At 49.0% G+C, this 24,096-nt stretch carries 24 protein-coding genes and 1 riboswitch; of the genes, 15 read left to right on the forward strand and 9 right to left on the reverse strand.

All coding sequences use genetic code 11. The features are described from left to right. The first annotated feature begins 59 nt into the window (after positions 1 to 59). From pulA to glgA, 9 genes are all read left to right on the forward strand, one after another. Positions 60 to 2,189, forward strand: coding sequence for a type I pullulanase (pulA, locus tag C7E00_RS02555; RefSeq protein WP_105302786.1), 2,130 nt, complete (start codon positions 60 to 62; stop codon positions 2,187 to 2,189). A 52-nt stretch (positions 2,190 to 2,241) separates the two neighbouring features. Continuing rightward, the gene (locus C7E00_RS02560; protein WP_105302787.1) at positions 2,242 to 4,164 is read left to right on the forward strand and encodes a DUF885 domain-containing protein; all 1,923 of its coding nucleotides are present in this window, start codon (positions 2,242 to 2,244) and stop codon (positions 4,162 to 4,164) included. Beyond that, positions 4,148 to 5,419 carry an alpha/beta hydrolase gene (locus C7E00_RS02565; protein ID WP_105302788.1) on the forward strand — a complete coding sequence of 424 codons (1,272 nt, stop codon included), beginning with the start codon at positions 4,148 to 4,150 and terminating at the stop codon, positions 5,417 to 5,419. Before C7E00_RS02560 ends, C7E00_RS02565 begins: the two co-directional genes overlap by 17 nt. Then, on the forward strand, positions 5,409 to 6,095 hold the full coding sequence (gene ung, locus C7E00_RS02570) for a uracil-DNA glycosylase (protein ID WP_105302789.1): 687 nt from the start codon (positions 5,409 to 5,411) through the stop codon (positions 6,093 to 6,095). The genes C7E00_RS02565 and ung overlap by 11 nt, the downstream gene beginning before the upstream one ends. Next, complete coding sequence (locus tag C7E00_RS02575) at positions 6,079 to 7,287, forward strand: bifunctional folylpolyglutamate synthase/dihydrofolate synthase (protein WP_105302790.1); 1,209 nt, start codon at positions 6,079 to 6,081, stop codon at positions 7,285 to 7,287. The genes ung and C7E00_RS02575 overlap by 17 nt, the downstream gene beginning before the upstream one ends. Before the next feature lie 27 nt (positions 7,288 to 7,314). Further along, positions 7,315 to 7,386: riboswitch (Fluoride riboswitch) on the forward strand. Positions 7,387 to 7,441: 55 nt separating this feature from the next. Further along, positions 7,442 to 8,641 carry a cation:proton antiporter gene (locus C7E00_RS02580; protein ID WP_105302791.1) on the forward strand — a complete coding sequence of 400 codons (1,200 nt, stop codon included), beginning with the start codon at positions 7,442 to 7,444 and terminating at the stop codon, positions 8,639 to 8,641. 130 nt (positions 8,642 to 8,771) lie between these two features. After that, a complete protein-coding gene (locus tag C7E00_RS02585; RefSeq protein WP_105302792.1) occupies positions 8,772 to 9,905 on the forward strand; it encodes a glucose-1-phosphate adenylyltransferase in 1,134 nt (377 codons plus the stop codon). A gap of 14 nt (positions 9,906 to 9,919) precedes the next feature. Further along, on the forward strand, positions 9,920 to 11,032 hold the full coding sequence (gene glgD, locus C7E00_RS02590; protein WP_105302793.1) for a glucose-1-phosphate adenylyltransferase subunit GlgD: 1,113 nt from the start codon (positions 9,920 to 9,922) through the stop codon (positions 11,030 to 11,032). Positions 11,033 to 11,050: 18 nt separating this feature from the next. After that, positions 11,051 to 12,505, forward strand: coding sequence for a glycogen synthase GlgA (gene glgA, locus C7E00_RS02595; protein ID WP_105302794.1), 1,455 nt, complete (start codon positions 11,051 to 11,053; stop codon positions 12,503 to 12,505). A gap of 57 nt (positions 12,506 to 12,562) precedes the next feature. On the opposite strand, the gene C7E00_RS02600 is transcribed toward glgA, so the two are convergent. From C7E00_RS02600 to C7E00_RS02640, 9 genes are all read right to left on the reverse strand, one after another. Next, positions 12,563 to 13,099, reverse strand: coding sequence for a hypothetical protein (locus tag C7E00_RS02600; RefSeq protein WP_105302795.1), 537 nt, complete (start codon positions 13,097 to 13,099; stop codon positions 12,563 to 12,565). A gap of 21 nt (positions 13,100 to 13,120) precedes the next feature. Then, positions 13,121 to 13,300: a hypothetical protein gene (locus C7E00_RS02605; protein ID WP_135358138.1), complete on the reverse strand. Its 180-nt coding sequence runs from the start codon at positions 13,298 to 13,300 to the stop codon at positions 13,121 to 13,123. Positions 13,301 to 13,383: 83 nt separating this feature from the next. Next, the gene (locus C7E00_RS02610) at positions 13,384 to 14,160 is read right to left on the reverse strand and encodes a hypothetical protein (protein WP_105302797.1); all 777 of its coding nucleotides are present in this window, start codon (positions 14,158 to 14,160) and stop codon (positions 13,384 to 13,386) included. Continuing rightward, the gene (locus C7E00_RS02615; RefSeq protein WP_135358139.1) at positions 14,157 to 14,393 is read right to left on the reverse strand and encodes a hypothetical protein; all 237 of its coding nucleotides are present in this window, start codon (positions 14,391 to 14,393) and stop codon (positions 14,157 to 14,159) included. Before C7E00_RS02615 ends, C7E00_RS02610 begins: the two co-directional genes overlap by 4 nt. Before the next feature lie 57 nt (positions 14,394 to 14,450). Further along, positions 14,451 to 15,110 (reverse strand): hypothetical protein, encoded by a 660-nt coding sequence (locus C7E00_RS02620; protein WP_105302799.1) that lies wholly within the window; start codon positions 15,108 to 15,110, stop codon positions 14,451 to 14,453. Further along, positions 15,092 to 15,745, reverse strand: coding sequence for an ABC transporter ATP-binding protein (locus C7E00_RS02625; RefSeq protein WP_105302800.1), 654 nt, complete (start codon positions 15,743 to 15,745; stop codon positions 15,092 to 15,094). Before C7E00_RS02625 ends, C7E00_RS02620 begins: the two co-directional genes overlap by 19 nt. Further along, positions 15,717 to 16,352 (reverse strand): hypothetical protein, encoded by a 636-nt coding sequence (locus C7E00_RS02630; RefSeq protein WP_105302492.1) that lies wholly within the window; start codon positions 16,350 to 16,352, stop codon positions 15,717 to 15,719. Before C7E00_RS02630 ends, C7E00_RS02625 begins: the two co-directional genes overlap by 29 nt. Then, on the reverse strand, positions 16,343 to 17,086 hold the full coding sequence (locus tag C7E00_RS02635; RefSeq protein WP_105302801.1) for a hypothetical protein: 744 nt from the start codon (positions 17,084 to 17,086) through the stop codon (positions 16,343 to 16,345). Before C7E00_RS02635 ends, C7E00_RS02630 begins: the two co-directional genes overlap by 10 nt. A gap of 86 nt (positions 17,087 to 17,172) precedes the next feature. Beyond that, on the reverse strand, positions 17,173 to 17,724 hold the full coding sequence (locus C7E00_RS02640; protein ID WP_135358140.1) for a hypothetical protein: 552 nt from the start codon (positions 17,722 to 17,724) through the stop codon (positions 17,173 to 17,175). A 245-nt stretch (positions 17,725 to 17,969) separates the two neighbouring features. Between C7E00_RS02640 and C7E00_RS16730 the strand changes: the two genes are divergently transcribed. The 6 genes from C7E00_RS16730 to eno all read left to right on the forward strand — a co-directional run bounded on the left by C7E00_RS16730 (position 17,970) and on the right by eno (position 24,030). Beyond that, the gene (locus C7E00_RS16730; protein ID WP_105302803.1) at positions 17,970 to 18,548 is read left to right on the forward strand and encodes an accessory gene regulator B family protein; all 579 of its coding nucleotides are present in this window, start codon (positions 17,970 to 17,972) and stop codon (positions 18,546 to 18,548) included. Then, complete coding sequence (locus C7E00_RS02650; protein ID WP_105302804.1) at positions 18,517 to 19,224, forward strand: LytR/AlgR family response regulator transcription factor; 708 nt, start codon at positions 18,517 to 18,519, stop codon at positions 19,222 to 19,224. The genes C7E00_RS16730 and C7E00_RS02650 overlap by 32 nt, the downstream gene beginning before the upstream one ends. Then, positions 19,221 to 20,498, forward strand: a complete 1,278-nt coding sequence (locus C7E00_RS02655) for a GHKL domain-containing protein (RefSeq protein WP_105302805.1) — start codon at positions 19,221 to 19,223, stop codon at positions 20,496 to 20,498. The genes C7E00_RS02650 and C7E00_RS02655 overlap by 4 nt, the downstream gene beginning before the upstream one ends. A gap of 111 nt (positions 20,499 to 20,609) precedes the next feature. Further along, the gene (locus tag C7E00_RS02660; RefSeq protein WP_105302806.1) at positions 20,610 to 21,791 is read left to right on the forward strand and encodes a phosphoglycerate kinase; all 1,182 of its coding nucleotides are present in this window, start codon (positions 20,610 to 20,612) and stop codon (positions 21,789 to 21,791) included. Positions 21,792 to 21,794: 3 nt separating this feature from the next. Beyond that, complete coding sequence (tpiA, locus tag C7E00_RS02665) at positions 21,795 to 22,547, forward strand: triose-phosphate isomerase (protein WP_105302807.1); 753 nt, start codon at positions 21,795 to 21,797, stop codon at positions 22,545 to 22,547. A gap of 67 nt (positions 22,548 to 22,614) precedes the next feature. After that, positions 22,615 to 24,030, forward strand: coding sequence for a phosphopyruvate hydratase (gene eno / locus C7E00_RS02670; RefSeq protein WP_105302808.1), 1,416 nt, complete (start codon positions 22,615 to 22,617; stop codon positions 24,028 to 24,030). Positions 24,031 to 24,096 lie beyond the last annotated feature (66 nt).

Here is a 24,096-nt window from a genome sequence, read left to right on the forward strand (position 1 = left end):
GCGCAGAAAATGTGCTCCTTTTCTGATGGAAAGAAAAGGTGCGCTGGAAAGAGAAAAATATGAGTGTGATCGAAGCGTTCCTGGATGATTATGGAAAGGTTCTGGTGACTGTCAGCAAAATCTTCTATAACGGGAGTGCCAGCGGATTCTATATCACAGATGACTATGGTCTGTATGCAGAATGCGTGATCCGCGGGGTCGAGGAACATGAACGGGAAGTCCGCTATCATCTGACGATTCCGGCAGATCTTCCATTCGGGCGGAACTATTACATCCATGAAGAGCAGGGGCAGTGTGTCGTGCTTCAGAACCGGTTCATTGTCCGCACTGCGCAGTTTGATAAAGAGTTCAATTACAGCGGAGATGATCTTGGTGCAATCTGGACGAGAAACGGGACTTCCTTTGCATTATGGGCACCGACTGCGGTGCGGGTATTTGTGCGCATCGAACATGGCGGCGTGCTGCGGATGGTGCCGATGAAGCGGACGGATCATGGCGTATTCCGGGCTTATGTGTCCGGAGACCTGTCCCAGGCTCTCTATCGATATGTGCTGGAGCGGGATGGAAAGACGGCAGAGTCTCTGGATCCGTATGGGTTCAGCACGTCTGCGAATGGCAGAAATTCTGCGGTGATCAATCTGGCCAGAGTGCTGGATATCCCGGATCCGGGCGTGAAGACGCCGCTGGCAAGTCCGGCCGATGCGGTGATCTATGAGTGCAGTGTCAGAGATATGACCAGCTCGATTCTGAGCAATACGAGAGAACATGGCACATTTAATGCCCTGTGCCAGAGCGGCACCTCCTACCGCGGTCAGCCGACCGGGTTTGACTATCTGTGCAGTCTCGGCATCACGCATGTGCAGCTGCAGCCGGTCATCGATTTCTCGACCGTGGATGAAGAACATCCGGACCGCAATTATAACTGGGGCTATGATCCGGCGCAGATCGTCGGCCTGGAAGGATCTTATACGAAACACCCGGAGGATCCGTATTCCAGAATGATGGGCTTGCGGAAAGTGACGGCAGCGTTCCATGAACACGGGATCCGGGTGATTCTCGATGTCGTGTACAACCATATGTATGACATGGAGCAGAGTGCGCTGAACCGGACGGTGCCGTATTATTTCTTCCGGTATACGGATTCCGGATATCTCTCCAATGGCAGCTACTGCGGCAATGATCTTGACAGTGAACGGCCGATGATGAGGAAGCTATTGATCTATGCCGTGAAGTTCCTGATGAATACGTATGGAGTTGATGGCTTCCGGTTTGATCTGATGGGCATCCTCGATGTGAGCACAATGAATCAGCTGAATCTGGCAGCCCATGCGATCCGCAGCGATGCTTTGATCTATGGCGAGGGCTGGGATATGCCGACCGCCCTCAGCGAAGATCGCAAGGCAAAGATCTACAACCAGCATCAGATGCCAGGCATCGGTCATTTCAATGATACGTTCCGGGATGTGGCAAAAGGCCCGACCAGCGATGACCGCAAGTACGATACGGGCTATCTGACCGGGAATACCGGACTGGCGTTTGAAATGTGCAGTGCATTGACCGGCAATTCTCTGGATCAGCCGTATTTCATGCGCTTTGATTCGCCGATTCAGTCGGTGAATGCTGTGGAGACGCATGATAATGCGACTGCCTGGGACAAGATGCATTTCTGCTGTGGAGAGGAGCCGCGCGAGATCCGTCTGAAGCGTCAGAAGATGATGATCCTGGCGACGATGTGCGCCCAGGGCATTCCGTTCCTGCATGCAGGGATGGAATTCTGCGGCACGAAGAAAGACTGTTCGAATTCCTATAATGCCGGCGATGAGATCAATGGCATGAACTGGGAGAGAATGATCTTCAATGAAGACCTTGTGGAATATACGCGGAAAGCGATTTCCCTGCGCAGGAGCTGGAAGGCTTTCCGGCTCAGCACACGGGCAGAAGTGGAGCAGTGCGTGCATTTCTCGATCGCAGATGAGTCGGTGATCTTCTATGACATCGATATTGCGGATGAAGCACACCATTCAGCCGGGATCCGGGTGATTCTGAATCCTTCTTCCTCTGATCGGGAATACCGGTTTGATGAGCCGTGGCAGATCGTGTTCGGAGCAGATGGCGAATGTCTTTCAGTATATTCCAATGAGGTTTTCCTTCCGGCTTACACGATCTTCGTGTGCTCCCGGCGCCATTGATGGCCTGTAAGGAGATACGGCTGGGGTATAATGAATCAGTAAGGAGTTTACTATGAAACAGATGCTGAAACAGATGCTTCATGCAGTATGTGCTGCAGCCGTTGCGGCAGCAGTGATTTCTCCTGCCAGCGTGATGGCAGAAGAGAATACCGGCAATGCCGACTTTGATGAATTCCTGAATCAGGAATTCGTGCAGGCAATGGAAGATGATTATCTGACCATGCATTATACGATCCGTGACTACGAAAGTGCCGGGATCACGAAACCGGATCCGGTCATGACGGATCAGTCTCTGCAGTCGTATCAGGATGCGGTGGATGAGGCGAATGCTTCCCTGGAGAAGCTGAAGGCATTTGACTATGATTCGCTGAGTGCAGAACAGCAGGTAGACTATCAGGTCTATGAGACGTATCTCGAGAATATCGCTGCTATGAATTCCTATCCGATGCTGGATCAGCTGTTCAATCCTTCGTTCGGAATCCAGGAGAATCTGCTGACGAATTTCACGGAGTTCATCTTCTATGACAAGCAGGATGTCGAGGACTATCTGAGTGTTCTGAAGAGTGTTCCGGATTGCCTTGAGCAGTGCCTGGACATCACGAAGCAGCAGGCAGCTGCCGGCTATTTCCTGACGGATTCCCAGCTGGATGACACCGAAGATTCCATTGCCAAGTTCACGGAGAAGAAGGATGACAATCAGCTGATTGCCATCTTCGATGAAGATATCGATGCGCTTGATTTCCTGAGTGATGACGAGAAGGCTTCCTACAAGGAACAGAACAAGGACATCGTGCTGAATCAGTTCATCCCTGCCTACGATCATGTCAGCGAAGAACTGGAGAAGCTGCGCGGTTCTGCGAACTATGAGGGCGGCCTCTGCAACTATGAGGATGGCGGCAGCGACTATTACCAGGCACTGGTGCGCTATAAGACAAGCAGCGATGACAGCATTCAGGATCTGCTGGACCAGTGCACGGATTTCCTGAACCAGGTCATCTACCAGTACATCGATCTGATGCGCAGCAGCGATCTCGATTCGGCTGAGCAGGAAACGGTCGGCATGGATACGCCGGAAGAGATCCTGTCCTACCTGCAGAGCATTCTGGGCAAGTCTTATCCGCAAGGACCGGATGTCACGTATACGGCAAGCTATCTGGATCCGTCGGTGGCCAATGATTCCGTGGTGGCATACTACATGCAGCCGCCGATTGATGACATTACCGATAATGTCATCAAGATCAATGGTGACAATGTCAGCGATGAGAATGAACTTTATTCCACGCTTGCTCATGAAGGCTTCGGCGGTCATCTTTATCAGATCACATGGTTCCTCAATACGAATCCGAGCCGGATCCGCAGTGTATGTTCCAATTCGGGCTATACCGAAGGCTGGGGCATGTATGCAGAGATTGTGGCGCTGTCCAATGCGCCGCAGCTGAGCGATGCGGCAATCGAGAATCTGCAGATCAATACGTCGCTTGGCTATGTGCTGGATGCGGCAGCCGACCTGGCCGTGAACGGACTTGGCTATTCCGTGGATGATGTGGCAGAATACCTTGATTCTCTCGGTCTCAATTCTGCAAATGCAGAGTCTCTCTATGACTTTGTCATCAGCCAGCCGGGCACGATTCTGCCGTATGGCATCGGCCTGATGAAGTTCCTGAATCTGAGAGAGGATGCCAAGGAAGCACTTGGCAGCAAGTTTGATCTCAAGGAATTCAATACCGTGTTATTGACGGGCGGCGATCGTCCGTTCTCCATGGTGGAAGCAGATGTGAATGAATGGGTGAAAGAACAGGGTGGCAGTGCTCTGGACTTCTCCAGCACCAGCGCTCCTGCTTCCTCGGCGCCTGCGGTTTCCGGAAACAGCGGTCCTTCGTTCCCGACCATCGCAGTGATTGTGATTCTTGCAGCAGCTGCCGTGATTGCAGCAGTAGTGAAGAGGCGCGTTTCGCGGCATGATCCGCTTCAGTAAACTGCTGATCTCCATTCTGTGTCTGGCCGTCCTGTTTTCCGGCTGTTCGGCGGCAGAGGAGTCTGCGGCTGAGCAGACTTATGCCTCTGTGCGTTCAATGGCAGAAGCAGTATCCAGTGCAGTGACTCAGAAAGACTGGAAGACTCTTTCCGGTCTTTTTGCGCGCAGTTCCGAACAGAGTCATCGTGCAAAAGACCTCAAAGCACTCTGGGCAGAACAGACTTCGGAAGATCCGGGTGAATGTCTGGCAGAGGGAGTTGTATTTGAAGACGATCGCAAAGGCGGAGAACTGCTCTTCTTGGCCGGAGACCAGGAAGTGCAGGCAGACTTCCGGCTTGCAGAGTCCGGAAAGATCAGTTCTCTGCAGTTCTTTCTCCGTTCAGAAGATCCGGTTCTCGAGTCTTCAGATACGTGGACGGAGACAGCTGTTTCCTTCGGAAAGGAAGTATCTATGAGAGGTATTCTGACGCTGCCGAAGGATGTCGAATCTCCTCCGGTTGCGATCCTGATGCCGGAGGGCATGAAGGAGTCGTGCAATCGTTCCGGAAATGATGACAGCTTCCGGAAAGACTTTGCCCATGCATTAGCAGAAGCAGGCATAGCCAGCGTCAGATGGAATACGCGCCTTGAAGAAGATCCGTATCTGATTCAGGACTCCTCGGAGTATTCCCTGAACCGCATCCTGCTGGAAGACTTTGCCAGCGTGGTGCACAGCCTGGAACGATATCCGGTCAATGCGGCAGATATCATCTATATCGGTCTGGGTACCGGAGGTTCGCTTGGCTACTACCTCGTGAATTCTCATTTCGAGATAACCGGTGGACTCGTATTGCTGAATGCGCCATATGAAGAAGATGGCATCTCGCTGCTTTCCAGGGCAGAAGAACTGAATATCTCTGCGGATGAGGTGAAGTATTCCATTGCGGCAGAACCTGAAATTGATCCGATGATCGGCGGATATCCGTTAACGTACTGGAAAGACTGGAATACGGCCGGGGCATTGAACTATACCCCGAAGGTATCCATGCCCATTGCGATTCTGCAGGGTGAAGCAGATACGATCACGAAATTCTCTTCGGACTATGAGTCGTGGAAGAGTCAGAAGGGATCCAATGTCTCGATGAAGAGCTATCCGGGTCTCGGCCATTATCTGAGAGAAACAGATGGTTCGATCTCTGCGGATGTCGTGAATGATATTGTCCGCTGGCATCAGGGAGAAGATATAGAGAAAGAAGGGGAAGAGGATGATTCATAATCACTGGTATCCCTGGCTGCAGGAAGAATGGCAGCAACCGTATTTCAAGAAGCTTGCAGCGTTTGTGCATGAGCAGTATCAGACGAAACACATCTATCCGCCCAAGCAGCTTGTGTTCAGCGCATTTGAACACTGCGACTATCCGGATATCAAGGTTGTGATTCTCGGTCAGGATCCATACCATCAGCCTGGTCAGGCGCATGGTATGTGTTTCTCGGTAAGACCTGGAGTTGCAGTGCCTCCTTCTCTGCAGAATATCTATAAGGAACTTCAAGATGATGTCGGCTGCCGGATTCCGGATAACGGATATCTGATGCCCTGGGCTGAACAGGGCGTCTTCCTGCTCAACACGGTCATGACCGTTGAGGAGTCCAGACCGAACAGCCATGCCGGACAGGGATGGGAAATCTTCACGGACCATGCGATCCAGAAGATCAATGAACGGGAACAGCCGGTTGTATTCCTGTTATGGGGAAGAAATGCCCGCAGCAAATCCTCCATGATCGATCATTCAAAGCATCTGGTTCTGGAAGCTGCGCATCCTTCTCCGCTCAGTGCATATCATGGGTTCTTCGGCTGCCGGCATTTTTCGAAAGCCAATGCTTTCCTGGAGGAACACGGGATGAAGCCGATTGACTGGCAGATCCCGGATCTCAATCATGTTTCAGGACATTGATGAAGCAGTAGAATGGATCACCGCAAGACACTTTCCTTCGAGAGGCTTCTCTGCATTTGAGCACGTCATGGCCTCCTTGGGCAATCCGCAGGATTCGTTCCGCTCCGTGCATGTGGCAGGAACGAATGGAAAAGGCAGCACATGCTGCTATCTCAGAGACTTGCTGCATACGAAGTATCCGAAAGTCGGATTCTTTACGTCTCCGCATCTTGTGGCACATCAGGATCGGATCCGCATCAATGATGCATGGATTCCGGATGAGACGTTTCTGAGACTTCTGAATGAGCACCTTGCATGCATAGAAGAGAACGCCCTCAACATGTTCGAGATCGATATGCTGCTGAGTGCGTTCTGGTTCCAGGAAGAACAGGTGGGCATTGCCGTATATGAAACGGGGCTTGGTGGAAGACTGGATCCGACCACGACGCTGCATCATCCTGATCTCTGCATCATCACGACGATCGGCTTTGATCATATGGCGTTATTAGGCAATACGCTTGCGGCAATTGCAGGGGAAAAGGCAGGCATCATCATGCCGCATTCCGAAGTGCTTACAGGATATCTGAAGCCGGAGGCAGAAGCAGTCATTGTGGCAGAAACAGAAAAGCAGAAAGGAACTCTGCATCGTCTGGAATCATATGAAGACCTCGGTCCTCAGAAGTTCTGCTTTGAGGGAACAGAGTATTCTTTAAAAGCACTTCCGGAGTATCAGAAAGCAAATGCTTCGCTTGCCTTGAAGGCAGCAGAGCTGCTTGGCATTGAGATTCATTCTGATTCTGCAATCCAGTCTGTGCATGACAGTGTCTGGCCAGGCAGATTTGAAGCAGTGCACCAGCATCCGCTTGTCATCCTCGATGGGGCGCATAATACCGAAGGCATGCAGGCACTGACAGAATCGATGAGATATCTGCCGCATCCTTGCATTGCGGTATTCTCTGCACTGAAGGATAAGCAGGGACCGGAGATGGAAGCGATGCTGAGAAAGGCGTGTGATGAGGTGATCGTCACGCAGTTTGAAAATACGAGAGCAGATACTGCCGAACATCTGGCAGACTCTGAAGCAGAGATTGTCATGGACTGGAAAGAGGCCGTGCAGAAGGGAATGGAACTGGCTGGAGAGCATGGATGCACTTTGGTCTGCGGATCGCTGTATCTGATCAGTCTGGTGCGGAAATTGTTTGTTTCTGATTGACGAGGGAATCCTGTCGACGTAGAATCTGAACCATCAGGGAATGAAGTCTCCCTGGGAGTGATCCCGAACTGCTGATGAGCTGATGACTTCTGTGCGGTTTTTCCGCATGGAAAGCATCAGCTTTTTATGCGGCTATGAAAGGAGAAATCATAGGATGCTGAGTTTATCACTGCTGCTTCTGACTGGTCTTCTGTTCGGGTGGGGATGCAGGAAGGTTCATCTTCCATCCGTCCCCGGCTATCTGCTTGCCGGAATTGTGCTTGGTCCGCAGGTATCGAATCTATTGAGTTCCGATCTGCTTTCGATCGGCAGCGATCTTCGGGAGATTGCATTGATCATCATTCTTGCCAAGGCAGGTCTTTCATTAGACAGTGCGGTTCTGAAGCGGATCGGAAGGCCAGCAGCTTTGCTGTGTTTTCTGCCGGCAACGTGTGAGATTCTTGCGTTCGTCTTCCTTGCGCCGATGGTGCTCGGGGTCACGCGGGCAGAGGGTGCCCTCATGGGAGCAGTGATGGGTGCGGTATCGCCTGCGGTAGTAGTGCCGGCGATGAGCCGCATGATGGACGAACGATACGGAACGGCTAAAGGCATTCCGCAGATGATCATTGCCGGGTCTTCTGCAGATGATGTCTATGTGATCGTCCTGTTTTCTGCATTTCTTTCGATGGTGAGCGGCGGTTCTGTTTCAGCTGCTTCCTTTCTGGAGATTCCGGAGGCGATCATTCTCGGCATTCTTGCAGGGGGTGTCTGCGGGGTTTTGCTGGATCTTGTGTTCCGGATGGTGCATCCGGATGGTTCGCTGCAGATCATTCTGGTGCTCGCTGCATCTTTTCTATTGCAGGGGATGGAGGAACTGCTGAAGGGAACGGTTTCTGTTTCAGGACTTCTCGCCGTCATCAGCATGTGCATGGTTCTCAGAAAACAGGATGTTTCTTCGGCTGAAGAAATGAGCCGAGGTCTCGGGAAACTCTGGAATGGGGCCCAGATCTTCCTGTTTGTCCTGGTCGGGGCAGAGGTGAAGATTTCTTCCGTGCTTTCTGCTGGTGCAGGCATGATCCTCATGCTTGCGATCGGCTTGGTTTTCCGCTCAGCAGGTACCCTGGTTTCTGTTTCGGGAACGGATCTTTCTGCTCGGGAGAGGAGTTTTACAGTGATTGCAGAGCTGCCGAAAGCCACCGTGCAGGCGGCAATAGGCTCGATTCCGCTTTCGATGGGTCTGGCCTGCGGAGATCAGGTCCTGACGCTTTCGGTGCTGGCGATTCTGATTACCGCACCGCTTGGTTCTGTGCTGATCAGCAGCACGTATCAGAGACTCTGCACGCATGACGTTCGGACAGCTGGGGAAATGCTGTGAACCGGGAAGATTGCGGCGGTTTCGTCAGATTTCCGCTTTCGGGGCCCCATGGAACTGAACGATGGTATATAATGAGACTGAATCAAGGGGAGAGCAGCCCCTAATACCATTCAGGAGGCATAATTACACTATGAGAGCAAACACGATGGTGGCCATGATTCTTGCAGGAGGAAGGGGATCCCGCCTGCATGAACTGACCAAGAAAGTCGCGAAGCCTGCTGTCCATTTCGGCGGCAAGTACCGGATTATCGACTTTCCGCTCAGCAACTGCGCGAACTCTGACATCAATACAGTCGGCGTGCTGACTCAGTATGAGTCTGTGCTGCTGAATTCTTATGTTGCAAGAGATCATTACTGGGGACTTGATACCAATGATGGCGGTGTCTATGTTCTGACGCCTCGTGAGAAGGATGCGCAGAACTTTGAGGTATACCGCGGTACTGCAGATGCGATCACGGCGAACCTGGATTTCCTGGATTCGATGAATCCGGAATATATCCTTGTTCTGTCTGGTGACCATATCTACAAGATGAATTACGACAAGATGCTGGACTACCACAAGGAGAAGCAGGCAGATGCGACGATTGCGGTTCGTGAGGTCCCGTTAAAGGAAGCAAGCCGCTTCGGCATCATGAACTGCGACAAGGATGACATGATCGTCGAGTTCGAAGAGAAGCCGGCTCATCCGAAGAGCAACCTTGCCTCGATGGGCATCTATATCTTCACGTACAAGACACTGCGGAAGTATCTGGTTGCGGATGCGAAGAATCCTGACAGCAATCATGATTTCGGCAAGGATATCATTCCGGGCTATCTGCGTGACAAGAGACGGCTGACGGCTTACCGATTCAAGGGATACTGGAAGGATGTAGGAACCGTGGATTCGCTGTGGGAAGCGAATATGGACCTGCTGAAAGACAATAATGAGCTGGATCTCGGCGATTCCAACTGGAAGATCTATACCGAAGATGTCAATGCGATTCCGCAGTTCATCGGACCGGAAGCTATGATTTCCAATTGCTATATCACGCAAGGAAGCGTCATTCTCGGCGAAGCGAGAAATTCGGTGATCGGTACCAACTGCAGCATCGGCAAGGGTGCCAAGGTCATCGATTCCGTCATTCAGCCAGGCGCTAGAATCGGCGAAGGCGCAGTGGTTACCCGCTGCATCGTTGCAGATGATGTGGAAATCGCCCCGGGTGCAGTCGTAGGCGATAAGAACAGCGAGCATATCGAGCTCGTCGCAAGCAAGTTCGTGGAGTAAGAGGGGGTAAAGATATGCGCGCACTGGGTATCATCAGTTTCGAAGACAATACAGCCACCATTCAGGGACTTGGCGATTACCGCCCGGTACCGGCCATTGCATTCATGGGCCGCTATCGGATCATCGACTTCATTCTCAGCAACATGACGAACAGCGGCATTGACAATGTGCAGGTCTACTGCAAGGAGAAACCGCGCAACCTGATCGAGCATCTCGGCGATGGCAGCCACTACAACATCAATTCCAAGCGCGGAAAGCTGCGGATCCTGTATGGAGAGAAAACGTTCTCTTCCGAGGCTTATAACCACGATGTCGCAAACTACATGCTGAACATGCAGTACATCGAAGAAGACCCGAATCCGTATGTGGTCATTGCCCCGAGCTACTTTGTATACAGCCTGGATTTCAATGAAGTGCTGAAGCAGCACATCAATTCCAAGGCAGATGTCACGGTGCTCTATACCGCAACTAACCGCGGCAAGGAATCATTCCTCGGCTGCGATACGCTGAACCTGGATAAGGTGAAGACGGTCATGGGCTTTGAGAAGAACCGCGGCAAGAGAAAGAACATCAACGTTTCGATGGAAGCGTATGTGATGACTAAGAAGCTGTTCATTGATCTGGTCAAGAAGGCTGCCGACACTTCCAGCCTGTACTGGTTCAAGGACATCCTGGCTGATTCGGTTTCCGAACTGGATATGAGAGGCTATCAGGTCAGAGGCTATGTCGGCTGCCTGAACAGCCTGGAAGAGTATTTCCGCATTTCCATGGAACTGAGAGATTACAAGACAGCTCAGCAGCTGTTCCGTCCGGGCTGGCCGATCTATACGCAGACCAATGATTCCTGCCCGACCAAATATACCGAGAATGCCGAAGTGCATGATTCGGTTGTCGCAAACGGAGCAGTGATTGACGGCAAGGTCGAGAAGTCTCTGATCAGCCGCAATGTCACCATCTGCAAGGGCGCTGAAGTAGAGAACTGCATTATTCTTCCGGGTGCTTACATCGGTGAGAATGCCAAGCTGGATCATGTGATAGTGGACAAGTATGCGATTGTCCACCATGTCAAGAAACTGGCTGGCACGGATGCTGCACCGGTTTATGTGAAACGCAGAGATCGAATCTGACAGAAGGAGAAGGATCCAATGGGAAGATCAATTCTATTCGCAGCAGGGGAAGGACTTCCGTTCATCAAGACCGGAGGCCTCGCAGATGTCATCGGCAGTCTGCCGAAGGCATTGGCGAAGCGCGGACATGACGTGCGGGTAGTGCTGCCGCTCTATAAGAAGATCATCGAGAAGTATTACGATCAGCTGGAACGGCTCGGAACAATCCAGGTTCATTCCGGATGGATCGACCAGCCGGCTACGTATTACAAGGCAGAAGTGGACGGAGTGGTCTATTATTTCATCGAGCACCAGGGATACTTTGAGCGTGACGGCTTGTATGGATATGAAGATGACGGTGAGCGGTTTGCATTCTTCCAGCGGGCAGCTCTTGATATGATCTACTTCATCAACTGGTGGCCGAACATCATCCATTCCAATGACTGGCAGACCGGAATGATTCCGCTGCTCTGCCATGCATGCTACGCGGATGATCAGCGCTATCAGGCTATCAAGCATGTATATACGATCCATAATCTTGCCTTCCAGGGAAATTTCGGAGTAGACATGCTGCCAAGCTGCCTGGGCCTTGACTACTATTACTTCGACAATGGTTCCATCAAGTTTGACAGCGGCATTTCTTTCATGAAAGCTGGCATCGTCTATGCAGACAAGATCACGACCGTTTCGCCGACCTATGCCAATGAGATTCTCTCAGAGTCTTATGGCGAACGCATGGATTCCATCCTGAGATACCGCAGAGAAGATCTCTGGGGCATCGTCAATGGAATTGATACTACTGTATGGAATCCGAAGACTGATCCGCGTCTGACGAAGAACTATGATCTTCGTACGTATGTCTCCGGCAAGAAGGCAAATAAACTTGCCCTGCAGGAAGAACTCGGACTCAAGGTCACCAATGATGTCTGTGTCATTGGCCTTGTCTCCCGTCTGACTAACCAGAAAGGGGTCTATCTCATTACTGAGAAGCTCCGTGAGATTCTGGATATGGACGTTCAGTTCATCGTTCTAGGAACGGGAGAGCAGAATGCCGAGAATGCATTCAAGTGGATGGAGAGCGAATACAAGGGCAAGGCAGTCTATTACTGCGGCTATAACGAAGATCTTGCCCATCGCATCTATGCTGGTGCAGATCTGTTCCTGATGCCTTCGCTCTATGAGCCTTGCGGCATCGGTCAGCTGATCGCCATGCATTACGGCACGCTGCCATTAGTCCGTGAAACCGGCGGCCTCAAAGATACGGTACACCCATATAACCAGTACACCGGCGAGGGCAACGGCTTCAGTTTCTGGGCGGCAAATGCCGATGACATGGTTTATACGCTGCATTGGGCAGTCGAACAGTACTACAATAACAAGCCAGGCTGGAAGGGTCTCATCAAGAGTGCCATGACCACGGATGTCAGCTGGGAACAGTCTGCTGGCATCTACGAAGAACTGTATTATCAGCTCTGCAACTGGCCGGATAACTGAGAAGAAATGAAAGAGCACCTGCATGCTGAAGTTCACTTCATGCAGATGCTCTTTTTATTAATAACTCATATTCTTGACTTCATATGCAACAAGATCGGCAGCGTTTGAAGTAACCTGTTCCATGAGTTCCGTGTAAGCAGAGTCTTCTGTCGCATACAGGTGACGAGTGCCATCTGATATTGTCTTGAGACCGCCTTGGAAGAAATAGACGATCTTTCCATCTTCCGGCTGTACCATATAAACGAGATCGGATTGCGTGAATTCGATATCCGTTTCTGTGAAGGAGAAGGAAGTGATCTCTTTCTGAAGCAGTTCAATGTTGGTGGTACCGGCCAGTTCAGACATCTTTAACCATTCCTGAACTGCCTCTGATTCGTCCACTGGTGATTGATTGCTCAGCCATCCGGTGGAGGAAGAGCGAGATTTTCCATTGGCAGTGTAGGTCAGGGGAAGTTCATACTGCATCTCTGAAACATCATTCTTCAGAAATGCAGATACTGCCTCATCTGACTCAATCAGACTGGGAGAAGAAGTACATCCTGAAAGCAGGAACAGGGGAATCACAATCATGGCAGTTCTCTGAATCAATTTCATAGGTCCTCCTTGCATGCATGATTACAGCGATGACTTATGCCTCATCGAAGAAGCGGTATATCGGATAACAATCGAGCAGAGGAATGCGGTAACGCCGATTCTGATTGCTGAAACCAGTCCTTCTGCCGCCAGATAGACCAGAAAGAAGATCATAGCAATCATTAGCGACTGAATCAGTACGGTATACTTTCTGATTTTCATCAAGTTCTTCCTTTCTGTTCTGTGAAGTTTGTTTTCAGTGAGGAACATTCATGCATAATAAATGCTCTGATGAGATGAATTCCTCACTTCAGAATAATGAATTCATTCTGATGAAGAACTTCAACTTCCTGTTTCTCTTCATCGGAAACATCAGCAGACCCCATCACGGTGGAATAGTAGCTGTCATTGCGAATCAGCTGCCAGCTATTGCTTTCAGCAATGACTTCTCCGCCTTTTCCTGGTGCTTCCGAAGTGCTGCTTAATACGTAGGTCTGGAAGACAACCCCATCAATCGAAGCAAAGTTCCAGTTGTACCAGTACAAACCATATCTGCTGTCAGATTTCTGGAGCGGGTTGGCAATTCCCTGATTGAAATTCAGCGCAAGGTAGATCCGATCTCCTTCCTCTGCCTTTTCCCCGGTTATCTGCAATTCAAGATCCGGAAGCAGAGACATTACTCCGACTGTTACAGAATCGTTCAAATCTGTATCTCTGAAAGTGAACCAGGAGTACCCGTTTTCAGAGGAAAGATATTCTGCCTGGATCTGATCCGGAAACCTGGAAACTTCTGCTTCGGGTTCCGTGTGACGGATATAGGTTGCTGAAATTGCACTTTCATCAACAGCGGAATAAATGATTCCGGTATCTGTATCTGTGTAGGAAGAGGGTTCAGGAACAGACACTTCTGGCGGAGCTGGTGCTGGTTCTTCTGTATGATCAGCAGTAACTGCAGTGGTTTCAGACGGAGAAGTCAGATCCGGTGAAGCGTGAGCAGAAGCTTTGCCTGAATCTGCTGAAGAACAAGCGGCAAGCAGCAGAGAGCTGATTAATAGAATTGAATAGGTTTTATTGTTAATCATTTGTAATATACATGAACTCCTTTTATATACCACTCAGCCATATAATCCTCGATAGTTGTTTTTGAAGCGGCAGCTCTAGATGGATTGAAAATATAATGATAATAAACAGTATTTCCATTTACATTGTATGCTTCATAACCATAACATACTACGGCATGCGAACCGCCAGTAAGTTTTTGCATATAGACAATCATAGGGCGACCTTTAGTTAATGCACCTCTTATTGCTTGCAATTCTTTTGCCTCTTTATAAGACGTATCAGTATTATTCTAATAAAAGAATGGCTGGAATCATCCGGCATCAGTTCTCAGATAACTTTGAGCTCTCTGCATGGAATCCTTTCTTGCCTGCCGGTATCCATCTGTTTCTGAAGCAGACAGAACCTCCGAAGCATAGTTCTCTGAAAGTATCAGAACTGTCTCATACTGCCGATCTGCCCCAAGCGTCATGTCCTCACTCAGCTCTATGGTACTGAAGGCGGCTGCAGGATAGCACCCAAGCTCATTTGCCCGGATGGCATACAGATTTCCGGAAAGCCTGGAAAGATTCAGCAGATACTCCTGGTTCATCATCATCGGAAGATATCCCGAATAAGTGGATTCCATCTCTCCAGCCAGCGAATATGGTTCAATGACCTGAATCATCTTTCCTGCTTCCAGTTCTCCTGAAAATACCTGGCTGACCTGTACGGTGGTGATGATGGAAGTTCCGGAACATTTTCTGGATAATGGAGTTCCTTCAATGATTTCTCCCTGCAGAAAGGAACTGCCATATTCTTCTGTGTGATCTGTATACGAAAACACAGCAGCAATCGGACTTACTGAGACCGGATAAACCTGCTCCAGTTCCTCAGATGGTGTGATCGGGTAGCTTCCGCGCAGAAAGTATCCTCCGCCTGCAGAAAGCAGAGAGAATACCAGCAGTCCTCCTGCTATTTTCTGAAGTCCCATGGCCGGATCTCTCCTTTCTCGATCGTGATGATGGAATCACTGATTTCCTTCAGTTCTTCCAGGTCATGATCTACCAGCAGGATCACTTTTCCCTTTGCTCGTTCTTCCCGGATCACGTCAAACAGAATCTCTCTTGACTGCAGATCCAGACTATTCGTGACCTCATCCAGCAGAATCACATCCGGATCTTCCATGAATGCCTGAATCAGCATCAGCTTCTGCTTCATCCCGAGGGAATAGTCTCCAGCCTTCTTGTTCCTAGCAGAGCTCAGTCCGAACCGTTCAAACCAGGCCTGAATCTGCGCATTTGAAACCACTTTGCGGAAAGAAGCCAGAAACCTGATATTAGCAAGTCCGCTGAGATCATTGATCAGTTCCGGCTTCTCAATGGACACGCCGAAATTGAAATCAGAAATCGTATCTGAAGAAACGGCTTTCCCGTTATACGTAATGGTTCCTTCTGAAGGTGCCATCAGTCCGCACATGCATTTCAGCAGCACGGATTTCCCGGAGCCGTTTCTTCCCTTCAATCCCATTACGGTTCCTCCGGAGATCGAGAGATTCACATTCCGGAGAATTTCCTGGTTTCCGAATCGCTTGCCGACCTCAGTCAGCGTCAGTTCTCTTCTGATCATAGTCCCACTTCCTGTTCATTAAAAATAAGAAATAACCCAAGATACTGATTCCCCAGCGGATCCATACTCCTGCCGGAGTATCCAGCAAGGGAGTCCCGGCAAGGAACACCCAGTTGTTGATCACTTTCAGCACAATATGAATCAGAACTGCCAGAAACGCTGCCGTGCTGCAATTCACCACCTGCATCAGCATCAGTCTGAGAGCTCCGGCAAACAGCATCATGCAAAGACTGCTGTTCAGAAACCAGGAAACCATCGGTGACTGAAACCCTGCGATCATGACTGGAAGAACCAGATAAAGAGCCATGTACTCAGCAAGAATGAGCATCTCTGTCAGAAACTGATCCATCTTCCTGCCAGTACGATCTCTTCTGACCTGTACAGACTGCAGATGAAGAACATGATCTGCTTCCATGCATGCAATGAAATACAGCGGTATCATCATCAGCGGCAGAATATAATCATTGATCGCAAACAGAAATGAATCCCTGCTATTCCAGCCATAGACTGCAAACAGATATGCAGAAATCACAAGGATCAGAGAAACAATCAGCAGAATCTGAAACCGTCTGATTTTCTGCAGGAGCCGGAAACATTCTATTGCCATAGCTTCTCCTTTCCGGAAGCGGTCCTGATCAGCAGCCGGAAAAACACAAGATAGATCATCGGGCCGATAAAATTGAAAAAGGACTGAACAGGCTTGGAAACATAGTTCAGAGTGCTTTTACGAAGCAGCGAAACGGAAGTGAAATCAAACAGCGCCCCATATCCATTCGGAATCACCATCAGTCCGATCGAAAGAACAATCATTACCGCAAACGGACCAATCGCAACGGCAACCCTGTTTCTGGTAAAGCAGCTGATCAGGAAACCGGCCATGCCGAAAGCAGCTGCATATCCGGAAATCATCAGCACATAATAAGCTAAATAGAGGATCGGATGTGCATAATACAATTCCGGAAACATCACGCTGTCCGGATTCAGAGAAACCCCGAAATGGATTCCCGGGCAGGCAGTTTCTGCAATAATCACATCAAAGAGAAAACAGCAGAGATAGAAAAACAGCACCAGAAGAAATGAACTTACTGCTGACTCTGCCGCCTTCTGCAGAACGAACTTCTTCCGATCCGTTCTAGTGAAGATTGCTTTTCTGAGCGGATAATACGCATTGAACTGCTTGCCGCAGGCGAATGCCGCAAGCAGCGGCACCAGCCAGCAGAGCAGGTTCTCAACCAGAGAGCTGTTCAGTGCATTCAGCACATAGAAATCCAGAGCAGAAAGATCCGGAATGTTCCGCTGAGACAGGAACCGATAAATCTCTATGCCAAATGCCAATGCCATAACCGTCACCCATTTATCTGGATCAACAATTCTATTCTTCATCTCTTTACCTAAAAGGGCTCTATGCAAGCAGCCCCTTTCACTTTCTAGTATGTCATCGTGCCGTTGATGGTATATCCGCCCCAATTGTATTCGGCACTCTTGAAATATACTTTGTGGACTGTTCTTTCAACTCTGTTATCAGTGAAGACAGCAGTTGCCCTTCCTCCTCCTTCTGCTGCCATTCCCCAAGTAGTCAGCTGTGTTTCAGAGCTGTCAACCGCCCAGAAATTTACTTTGTCAATTACATTCCCTGTTTTCACCAGGTTTACAAAGAGATACCTTCCATGGCAATAAGCATCGAGGTAATATTCCGCGAGTTTCTGTTGTGCAGGAATATAGAAATTTACCAGATTCACATCTGTATCTCTAGCAAGAACCGGCACACAGAAGATAGAAAGCGAAAGCAATACTACGGTGAGGACTCTTCTGAGTTTCCTCATAATCGTCCCTTTCCTAATCCTGAATCTGATGTCAGAGAAATTGAATGAATCAATACTGTCCCGGGAGAATATCCCGGGATTCATTGAATGCCGGTTCTTCTCATCATAACCTCCATTCTTCTTCGATCTATGTGACCATCCTTTTCTGATAATCAAAGAGTGATGCGATAGCAGGCATTCCGTCTGCTCACGATCAGCAATCTATATTTGGACTATATCTTCAGCTGATATGGATTATCAATCAATTCGTGAAAAACGAGCTGCATATCGTGAAAAATTCAGTGAAAGGCCTTTTGGCGAAAGTCCATCGTAAATCATTGTCATACGTGGCCAATCTTCTTAAAGGAAAATTCATAACGTAAAATGCTCTATTGCTTGCATAGTTCTGCTATGATGCTTATATGGATTCGGCTTTTATTGACAGAGCTATTACATTATTTGAAGTGCCTTCTGCCGAACAGAATTGTTTTATCTATGGGCTGAATACAGTCATTGTCGACACCCTGGATTTTCTGCCTGTGATCTTGATCGGAATCTATCACTATCATGATCTTGTTTCTTCAATTACTTTTATTCTTGGACTTTCAATACTGAGGCAATATACAGGTGGCTTTCACGCACATTCTATTCCTGCATGTGTTTTCCTGTACTCAATGATTTTTATAGTTTTCAATTACCTGGTAACTGTGTTGTTGCACCATCCAATGGTTTTTCTGATTGCATCAAGTTCTGCGGTTTACCAATTTCTGACTGCTCCTATCCTGAGTCAGAAGAAACCGATGACTGATCGGGAGGCTGAAATATGCAGAAAGAATGCCAGATTGTCTTTAGCAGGTTTCCTTTTTCTGATTCTAGCCTCCTGCCTTCAATTTCGGATATTCTCTGTGAGACTTTCCGTAATACTGATATTGAATTTTATTCTGATGCTGATACAGCAGGTGCTGAATCATGAGAACAGTAACAGTTACAATTCTAGATGATCAGCCGGAAGATATCAGAAAGATTTCTGATGCATTGCTCACTCAGAAATGGAGCGATCTTTTCTTTGAGCTTGAAAGCTGTACGAATGGTTCTTCTCTGAAGGAGCCTTATCAGTCAGAACTTTATATTATTGATATTGAAATGCCAGGTTGCTCTGGTTTTGGGATTGCTGAGACGATATTGGAGAAGTGCCCTTCAAAAAAGATTATTTTCTGCACATCACACGATAGTTATGTCTTTGACTCTTATGATCTCAGTATTTTTTACTTTGTCAGGAAAGAACACCTGAAGGATGACCTTGAGAAAGCAATTGAAAAATACCGAAAGGTTTCTTCACAAAGCCTGTATGTACTGCATGGGCGTGAGAGGACTGATCGTCTGATTGATATCAATCAGGTGATGTACCTGCATACCCAAGGGAACAATACTTTGATTGTGTGCGCAGATGGAGAAGAATATATTGACCATCATTCGCTGCGCATGGTTTCTCAATCGTTTCAGGAAATTCGGTTCTGCGCGATTTCAAGTTCATGCGTGGTGAATTTTGATTATGTTTCTGAGATCGAGCGCGGAAGAATTATCCTTGCGGATTTCAGCCATATTCTGATCAGCGCCGCAAGATTATCCAGGGTGAAAAAGCAATACAATCAATTCCTGATGGAGAAAATGATATGACAGTTTTTGATCTGGGAATCAATCTTCTGGAAGCTTGCCTGTTCGGATTGTTTTTCTGGCAGATTTCGAACCAAAGCATGGCAAGGAAAGGGATTGCGTTTGTTCTTTACTCAGTTCTTCACTTCCTGCTGATGTCATATATCAACAGGACTGAAATCATGGCTGGATATCGAAGCTTGATCTTTTATATGCTTGCATACATATGCCTTTCGATCGGTTCTGATTTTTCTGCGGAAGGAAAGCTGTTTTTCTCATTGATTCCTGATCTGATCACTGCTGTGATCAATACGTATCTGCTGATTGCTGCTTCGTATTTCATGTTCGGCAGAATTGAGATTCTTTTTCTGCTTGAACAATATGGGGTGATTGTGACTCTGATTTCAAAACCGCTTCAGCTGCTTGCTCTGCACTGTGCGGCTGCTGCAGTGAATCAGAAGAAGGAATACCTTGACAGAAGAGAATTCTTACTGGCGGCAGGCATGGCATTCCTCTGCTTGATGATGTTCAATTCCATTGAAGAACTGCTGTTTTATCAGAAGTTTGATGGTGAGAAGATTTCGATTGCAGTGATCTGTCTGAGTGGACTGGTCGTGCTTTTCTGGGTTACGGTGTGGGCTGCAGCAAAGCGGAATCAGAAGATCAGGGAAGAACAGAAGATGAATGAGATGATGGCTCTTCAGCTGAGAAGTACAAAAGAGAATATGAGAATATCAGAATCGCTTTCGCGCATGAAACACGATGTCAGACATATGATCTCTCTGCTGGCGGATAGCGGGGGATCGGAAGAACTGATCAGAAAGTATCGGAAAGAGCTTGATTCTCTGGAAATTCCGATTGAAACGAAGAGCAGGGCCTTGAATGGTATCCTTCATGCGGAACAGGAACGAGCTTCAGAGAACGGACTCCATTTCCGCTGTGTGCTGAATGTCTCGTCAGAGCCTTTTCTGTCGGAAGATGATCTGATTGTCCTCCTGATGAACAGCCTCGATAATGCGATTCTGCATATTTCCGGGGGAAATGAAATTAATCTGATGATTCGTTCCAATTCAAGGTTTTTTCTTCTGAAGGTAGAGAATCCAATCAGTACAGAGGGCCAGAGAGCCTATGAAACTTATCTGGGAAAAGCAGATCGGAGCGGAAAGTACGGACTCCGTTCTGCAAGAGTCATTGCGGAAAAGTATGGCGGGGATATTCGGGTGAAGTGCAAGGATGGAGTTTTCTCGTTTTCAGCGATTGCACATGCGGATTCTGATCAGCTCGTGAAGGGGATGTGAAGACTAGGCGGCGAATTGCAGAAAGTGTCGTGGAATAGCCGTATTGTTCGTTTACTCACATGTTTTCGGGGTGCTATAATATGAACGCAAAAAGGAGGAGATTCATCATATATGTCTAAGGTTACTGTTAAGGATCTGGACGTTAAGGGCAAGCACGTAATTGTTCGTGTGGATTTTAACGTTCCGCACAAGGGAGATACGATTACAGATGACAATCGTATCCGTGCTGCACTGCCTACGATCAACTATCTGACTGAGAATGGAGCAAAGGTTCTTCTGCTCAGCCACCTTGGAAAGATCAAGACAGATGAGGATAAGGCAAAGAACGATATGTCCATTGTCGCAAAGCGCCTGGCAGAGCTGACTTCTGCACCGGTGAAGTTCGTCAATGCGACTAGAGGAGCTGAGCTGGAGGAAGCAGTCAAGGCCCAGGAAAATGGATCTATCGTACTGATGCAGAACACCCGTTATGAGAAGGGTGAGACGAAGAATGATCCGGAGCTTGGCAAGTACTGGGCTTCTCTGGGAGATGCATTTGTTGAGGATGCATTCGGTTCTGTTCACAGAGCACATGCTTCTACAGTAGGCATTCCTTCCAATATGAAGGAAGTTGCTGTAGGCTTCCTGGTTGAAAAGGAACTGAACGTTCTGGGCAAGGCACTGAATGATCCGCAGAGACCGTTTGTTGCAATTCTTGGCGGGGCTAAGGTTTCCGATAAGATCGGTGTCATCGAGAACCTGCTGAAGATTGCTGACAAGGTTCTGATCGGCGGCGGCATGTCCTATACCTTCGCTGCTGCTAATGGCGGCAAGATCGGTACTTCCCTGCTGGAAGCTGACAAGGAAGACCTTGCAAAGGAATTCATGGAGAAGGGCAAGGGCAAGCTGTTTCTGCCGGTAGATACGGTTATCGCAAATGACTTCGATAATCCTACGGATATCAAGACGGTAAAGGCTGGAGAAATTCCGGATGGCTATATGGGACTGGATATCGGCCCGGCTACGGTAGCAGAGTTCCAGAAGGAGCTTGCTGGTGCTAAGACCGTATTCTGGAATGGCCCGATGGGCGTATTCGAGAAGCCTGAGTTTGCTAAGGGAACCGAAGAGATCTGCAAGACGCTTGCTGAGCTTGATGGTGCTACGACAATTATCGGCGGCGGCGACAGTGCTTCGGCTGCGAAGAACCTTGGCTATGCAGATAAGTTCAGCCATATCTCCACGGGCGGCGGTGCTTCCCTCGAATATATGGAAGGAAAGGAGCTCCCGGGTGTTGCAATCATCCCGGAGAAGTAATTCATGTCTAGAAAACCTATTATCTTCGGCAACTGGAAGATGAACAAGACCCCGTCTGAGGCCCTGGAATTCTTCAATGGCATCAAGGGTTATGTGACCGGCGATGAAAAAGCAGAATACGGCATCGGTGCTCCGTATGTGGATCTCGATGTTGCAGTGAAGAATGCAGGTGCAGTCAAGGTGGCTGCAGAAAACTGCAACGAAGTTGACAGCGGTGCATTCACTGGTGAAGTATCTGTTCCGATGCTGAAGGAGATCGGCATCACGTACTGCATCATCGGACATTCCGAGCGCAGAACGTATTATGCAGAGACCAGCGCACATTGCGCAAAGAAGGCTAAGCGCTTGTTTGAAGCAGGAATCACTCCGATTCTCTGCGTCGGTGAGACGGAAGCTGAATATGATGCAGGCAAGACTGCTGAAGTCGTCAAGACAGAGCTGAAAGAGTCTCTGGAAGGTCTTACTGCAGATGAAGTTTCCAGAATGGTCATTGCGTATGAACCGATCTGGGCAATCGGCACCGGCAAGTCTGCAGATGTCAATACGGCAGAGAGCTGCTGCAAGCTGGTTCGTGATACGGTCAAGGAACTGTATGGCGATGCGGCTGCAGAGGGTGTGCGTGTTCAGTATGGCGGCAGTGTCAAGCCGACCAATATCAGCGAATACATGGCTTGCGAGGATATCGACGGCGCGCTGATCGGCGGAGCTTCTCTGAAGGTTGATTCCTTCAAGGCTCTGGTTGACGCAACTAAGTAAGGTTTCAGGAAGAACAGGGTTCTTCTGAAATAGTATTAAGGTTATCGAAGGAGGATATAAATTTAAGATGCCTTATATCGTAAGTGTTTATGCACGCGAAGTTCTCGATTCTCGCGGCAACCCGACTGTTGAATGCGAAGTTACCACTGAATCCGGTGCATTTGGACGCGCAATTGTTCCGTCTGGTGCTTCTACCGGTGAGCGGGAAGCTCTTGAGCTCCGTGATGGTGATAAGAAGCGTTTCGGCGGCAAGGGAGTTCTGAAGGCTGTTGAGAATGTCAACACCAAGATCGCTCCGAAGCTGATCGGCATGGATGTTACCTGCCAGTCCGAGATTGACCAGGTTATGCTGGATCTCGATGGCACGCCGTTCAAGAGCAACCTGGGTGCAAATGCTACGCTGTCTGTTTCCCTGGCTTGCGCAAGAGCTGCTGCTGATTACTACGGAGAGCCGCTGTACAAGTACATCGGCGGTGCAAATGCCAAGGTTCTGCCGGTTCCGATGATGAACGTCCTGAATGGCGGCAAGCACGCTGATTCTGCTGCTGACTGCCAGGAATACATGATCATGCCGGTTGGTGCTAAGAATGAGCATGAAGCTGTCCGTATGGGTGCTGAAGTATTCCATGCTCTGAAGACGGTTCTGAAGAAGTATGGCTATAACACCGCTGTCGGTGATGAAGGCGGCTATGCTCCTAGCTGTGTTCCGGGCAACAAGGGACCGCTGGAGACACTCGGAAATGAAGGCCCTCTGGCTCTCATGACTGAGGCTGTTGAGGCTGCTGGCTACAAGCTCGGCGATGACATCTGCTTCGCAATGGACCCGGCTTCTTCTGAATTCTATGATGAGAAGAAGGGCAAGTATGTTCTGAAGCGTTCCGGTGAAGGCGAGAAGACTTCTGAAGAAATGATCGACATGTATGAAGCATGGACGAAGAAGTATCCGCTGATCTCTCTGGAAGATGGTCTTGCAGAGAATGACTGGGAAGGCTGGCAGAAGCTCCGTGAGCGTCTTGGCGATAAGATCCAGCTGGTCGGCGATGATCTGTTCGTCACGAACACCACGTTCATCAAGAAGGGAATTGAACTGAATGCTGCTAACGCAGTTCTGATCAAGCTCAACCAGATCGGCACCCTGACTGAAACCCTCGATGCAATCGAGATGGCTAAGGAAGCAGGATGGACTGCGGTTGTTTCCCACCGTTCCGGTGAGTCCGAGGATACCACAATTGCTGATCTCGTTGTCGGTGTCAATGCTGGCCAGATCAAGACTGGTTCCATGAGCCGTACTGACCGTATTGCTAAGTACAACCAGCTGATGAGAATTGAGGAAGAACTCGGCCCGGTTGCTCAGTATCGTGGCAAGAAGGCTTTCTACAATGTCAGAGCTCTGTCCGCTGCTCCGGCTGCTCCGGCCAAGAAGGCTCCGGCCAAGAAGGCTGCTGCCAAGAAGGCTCCTGCTAAGAAAGCGGCAAAGAAGTAATCTGATTTTCTGAATCTTTCCGAAGACTGTCTCTCATTCGAGGCAGTTTTCTTTTTGCTGATTCGT

It is taken from the genome of Anaerolactibacter massiliensis, assembly GCF_900290205.1.
Lineage (GTDB): Bacteria > Bacillota_I > Bacilli_A > Erysipelotrichales > Erysipelotrichaceae > Bulleidia > Bulleidia intestinalis.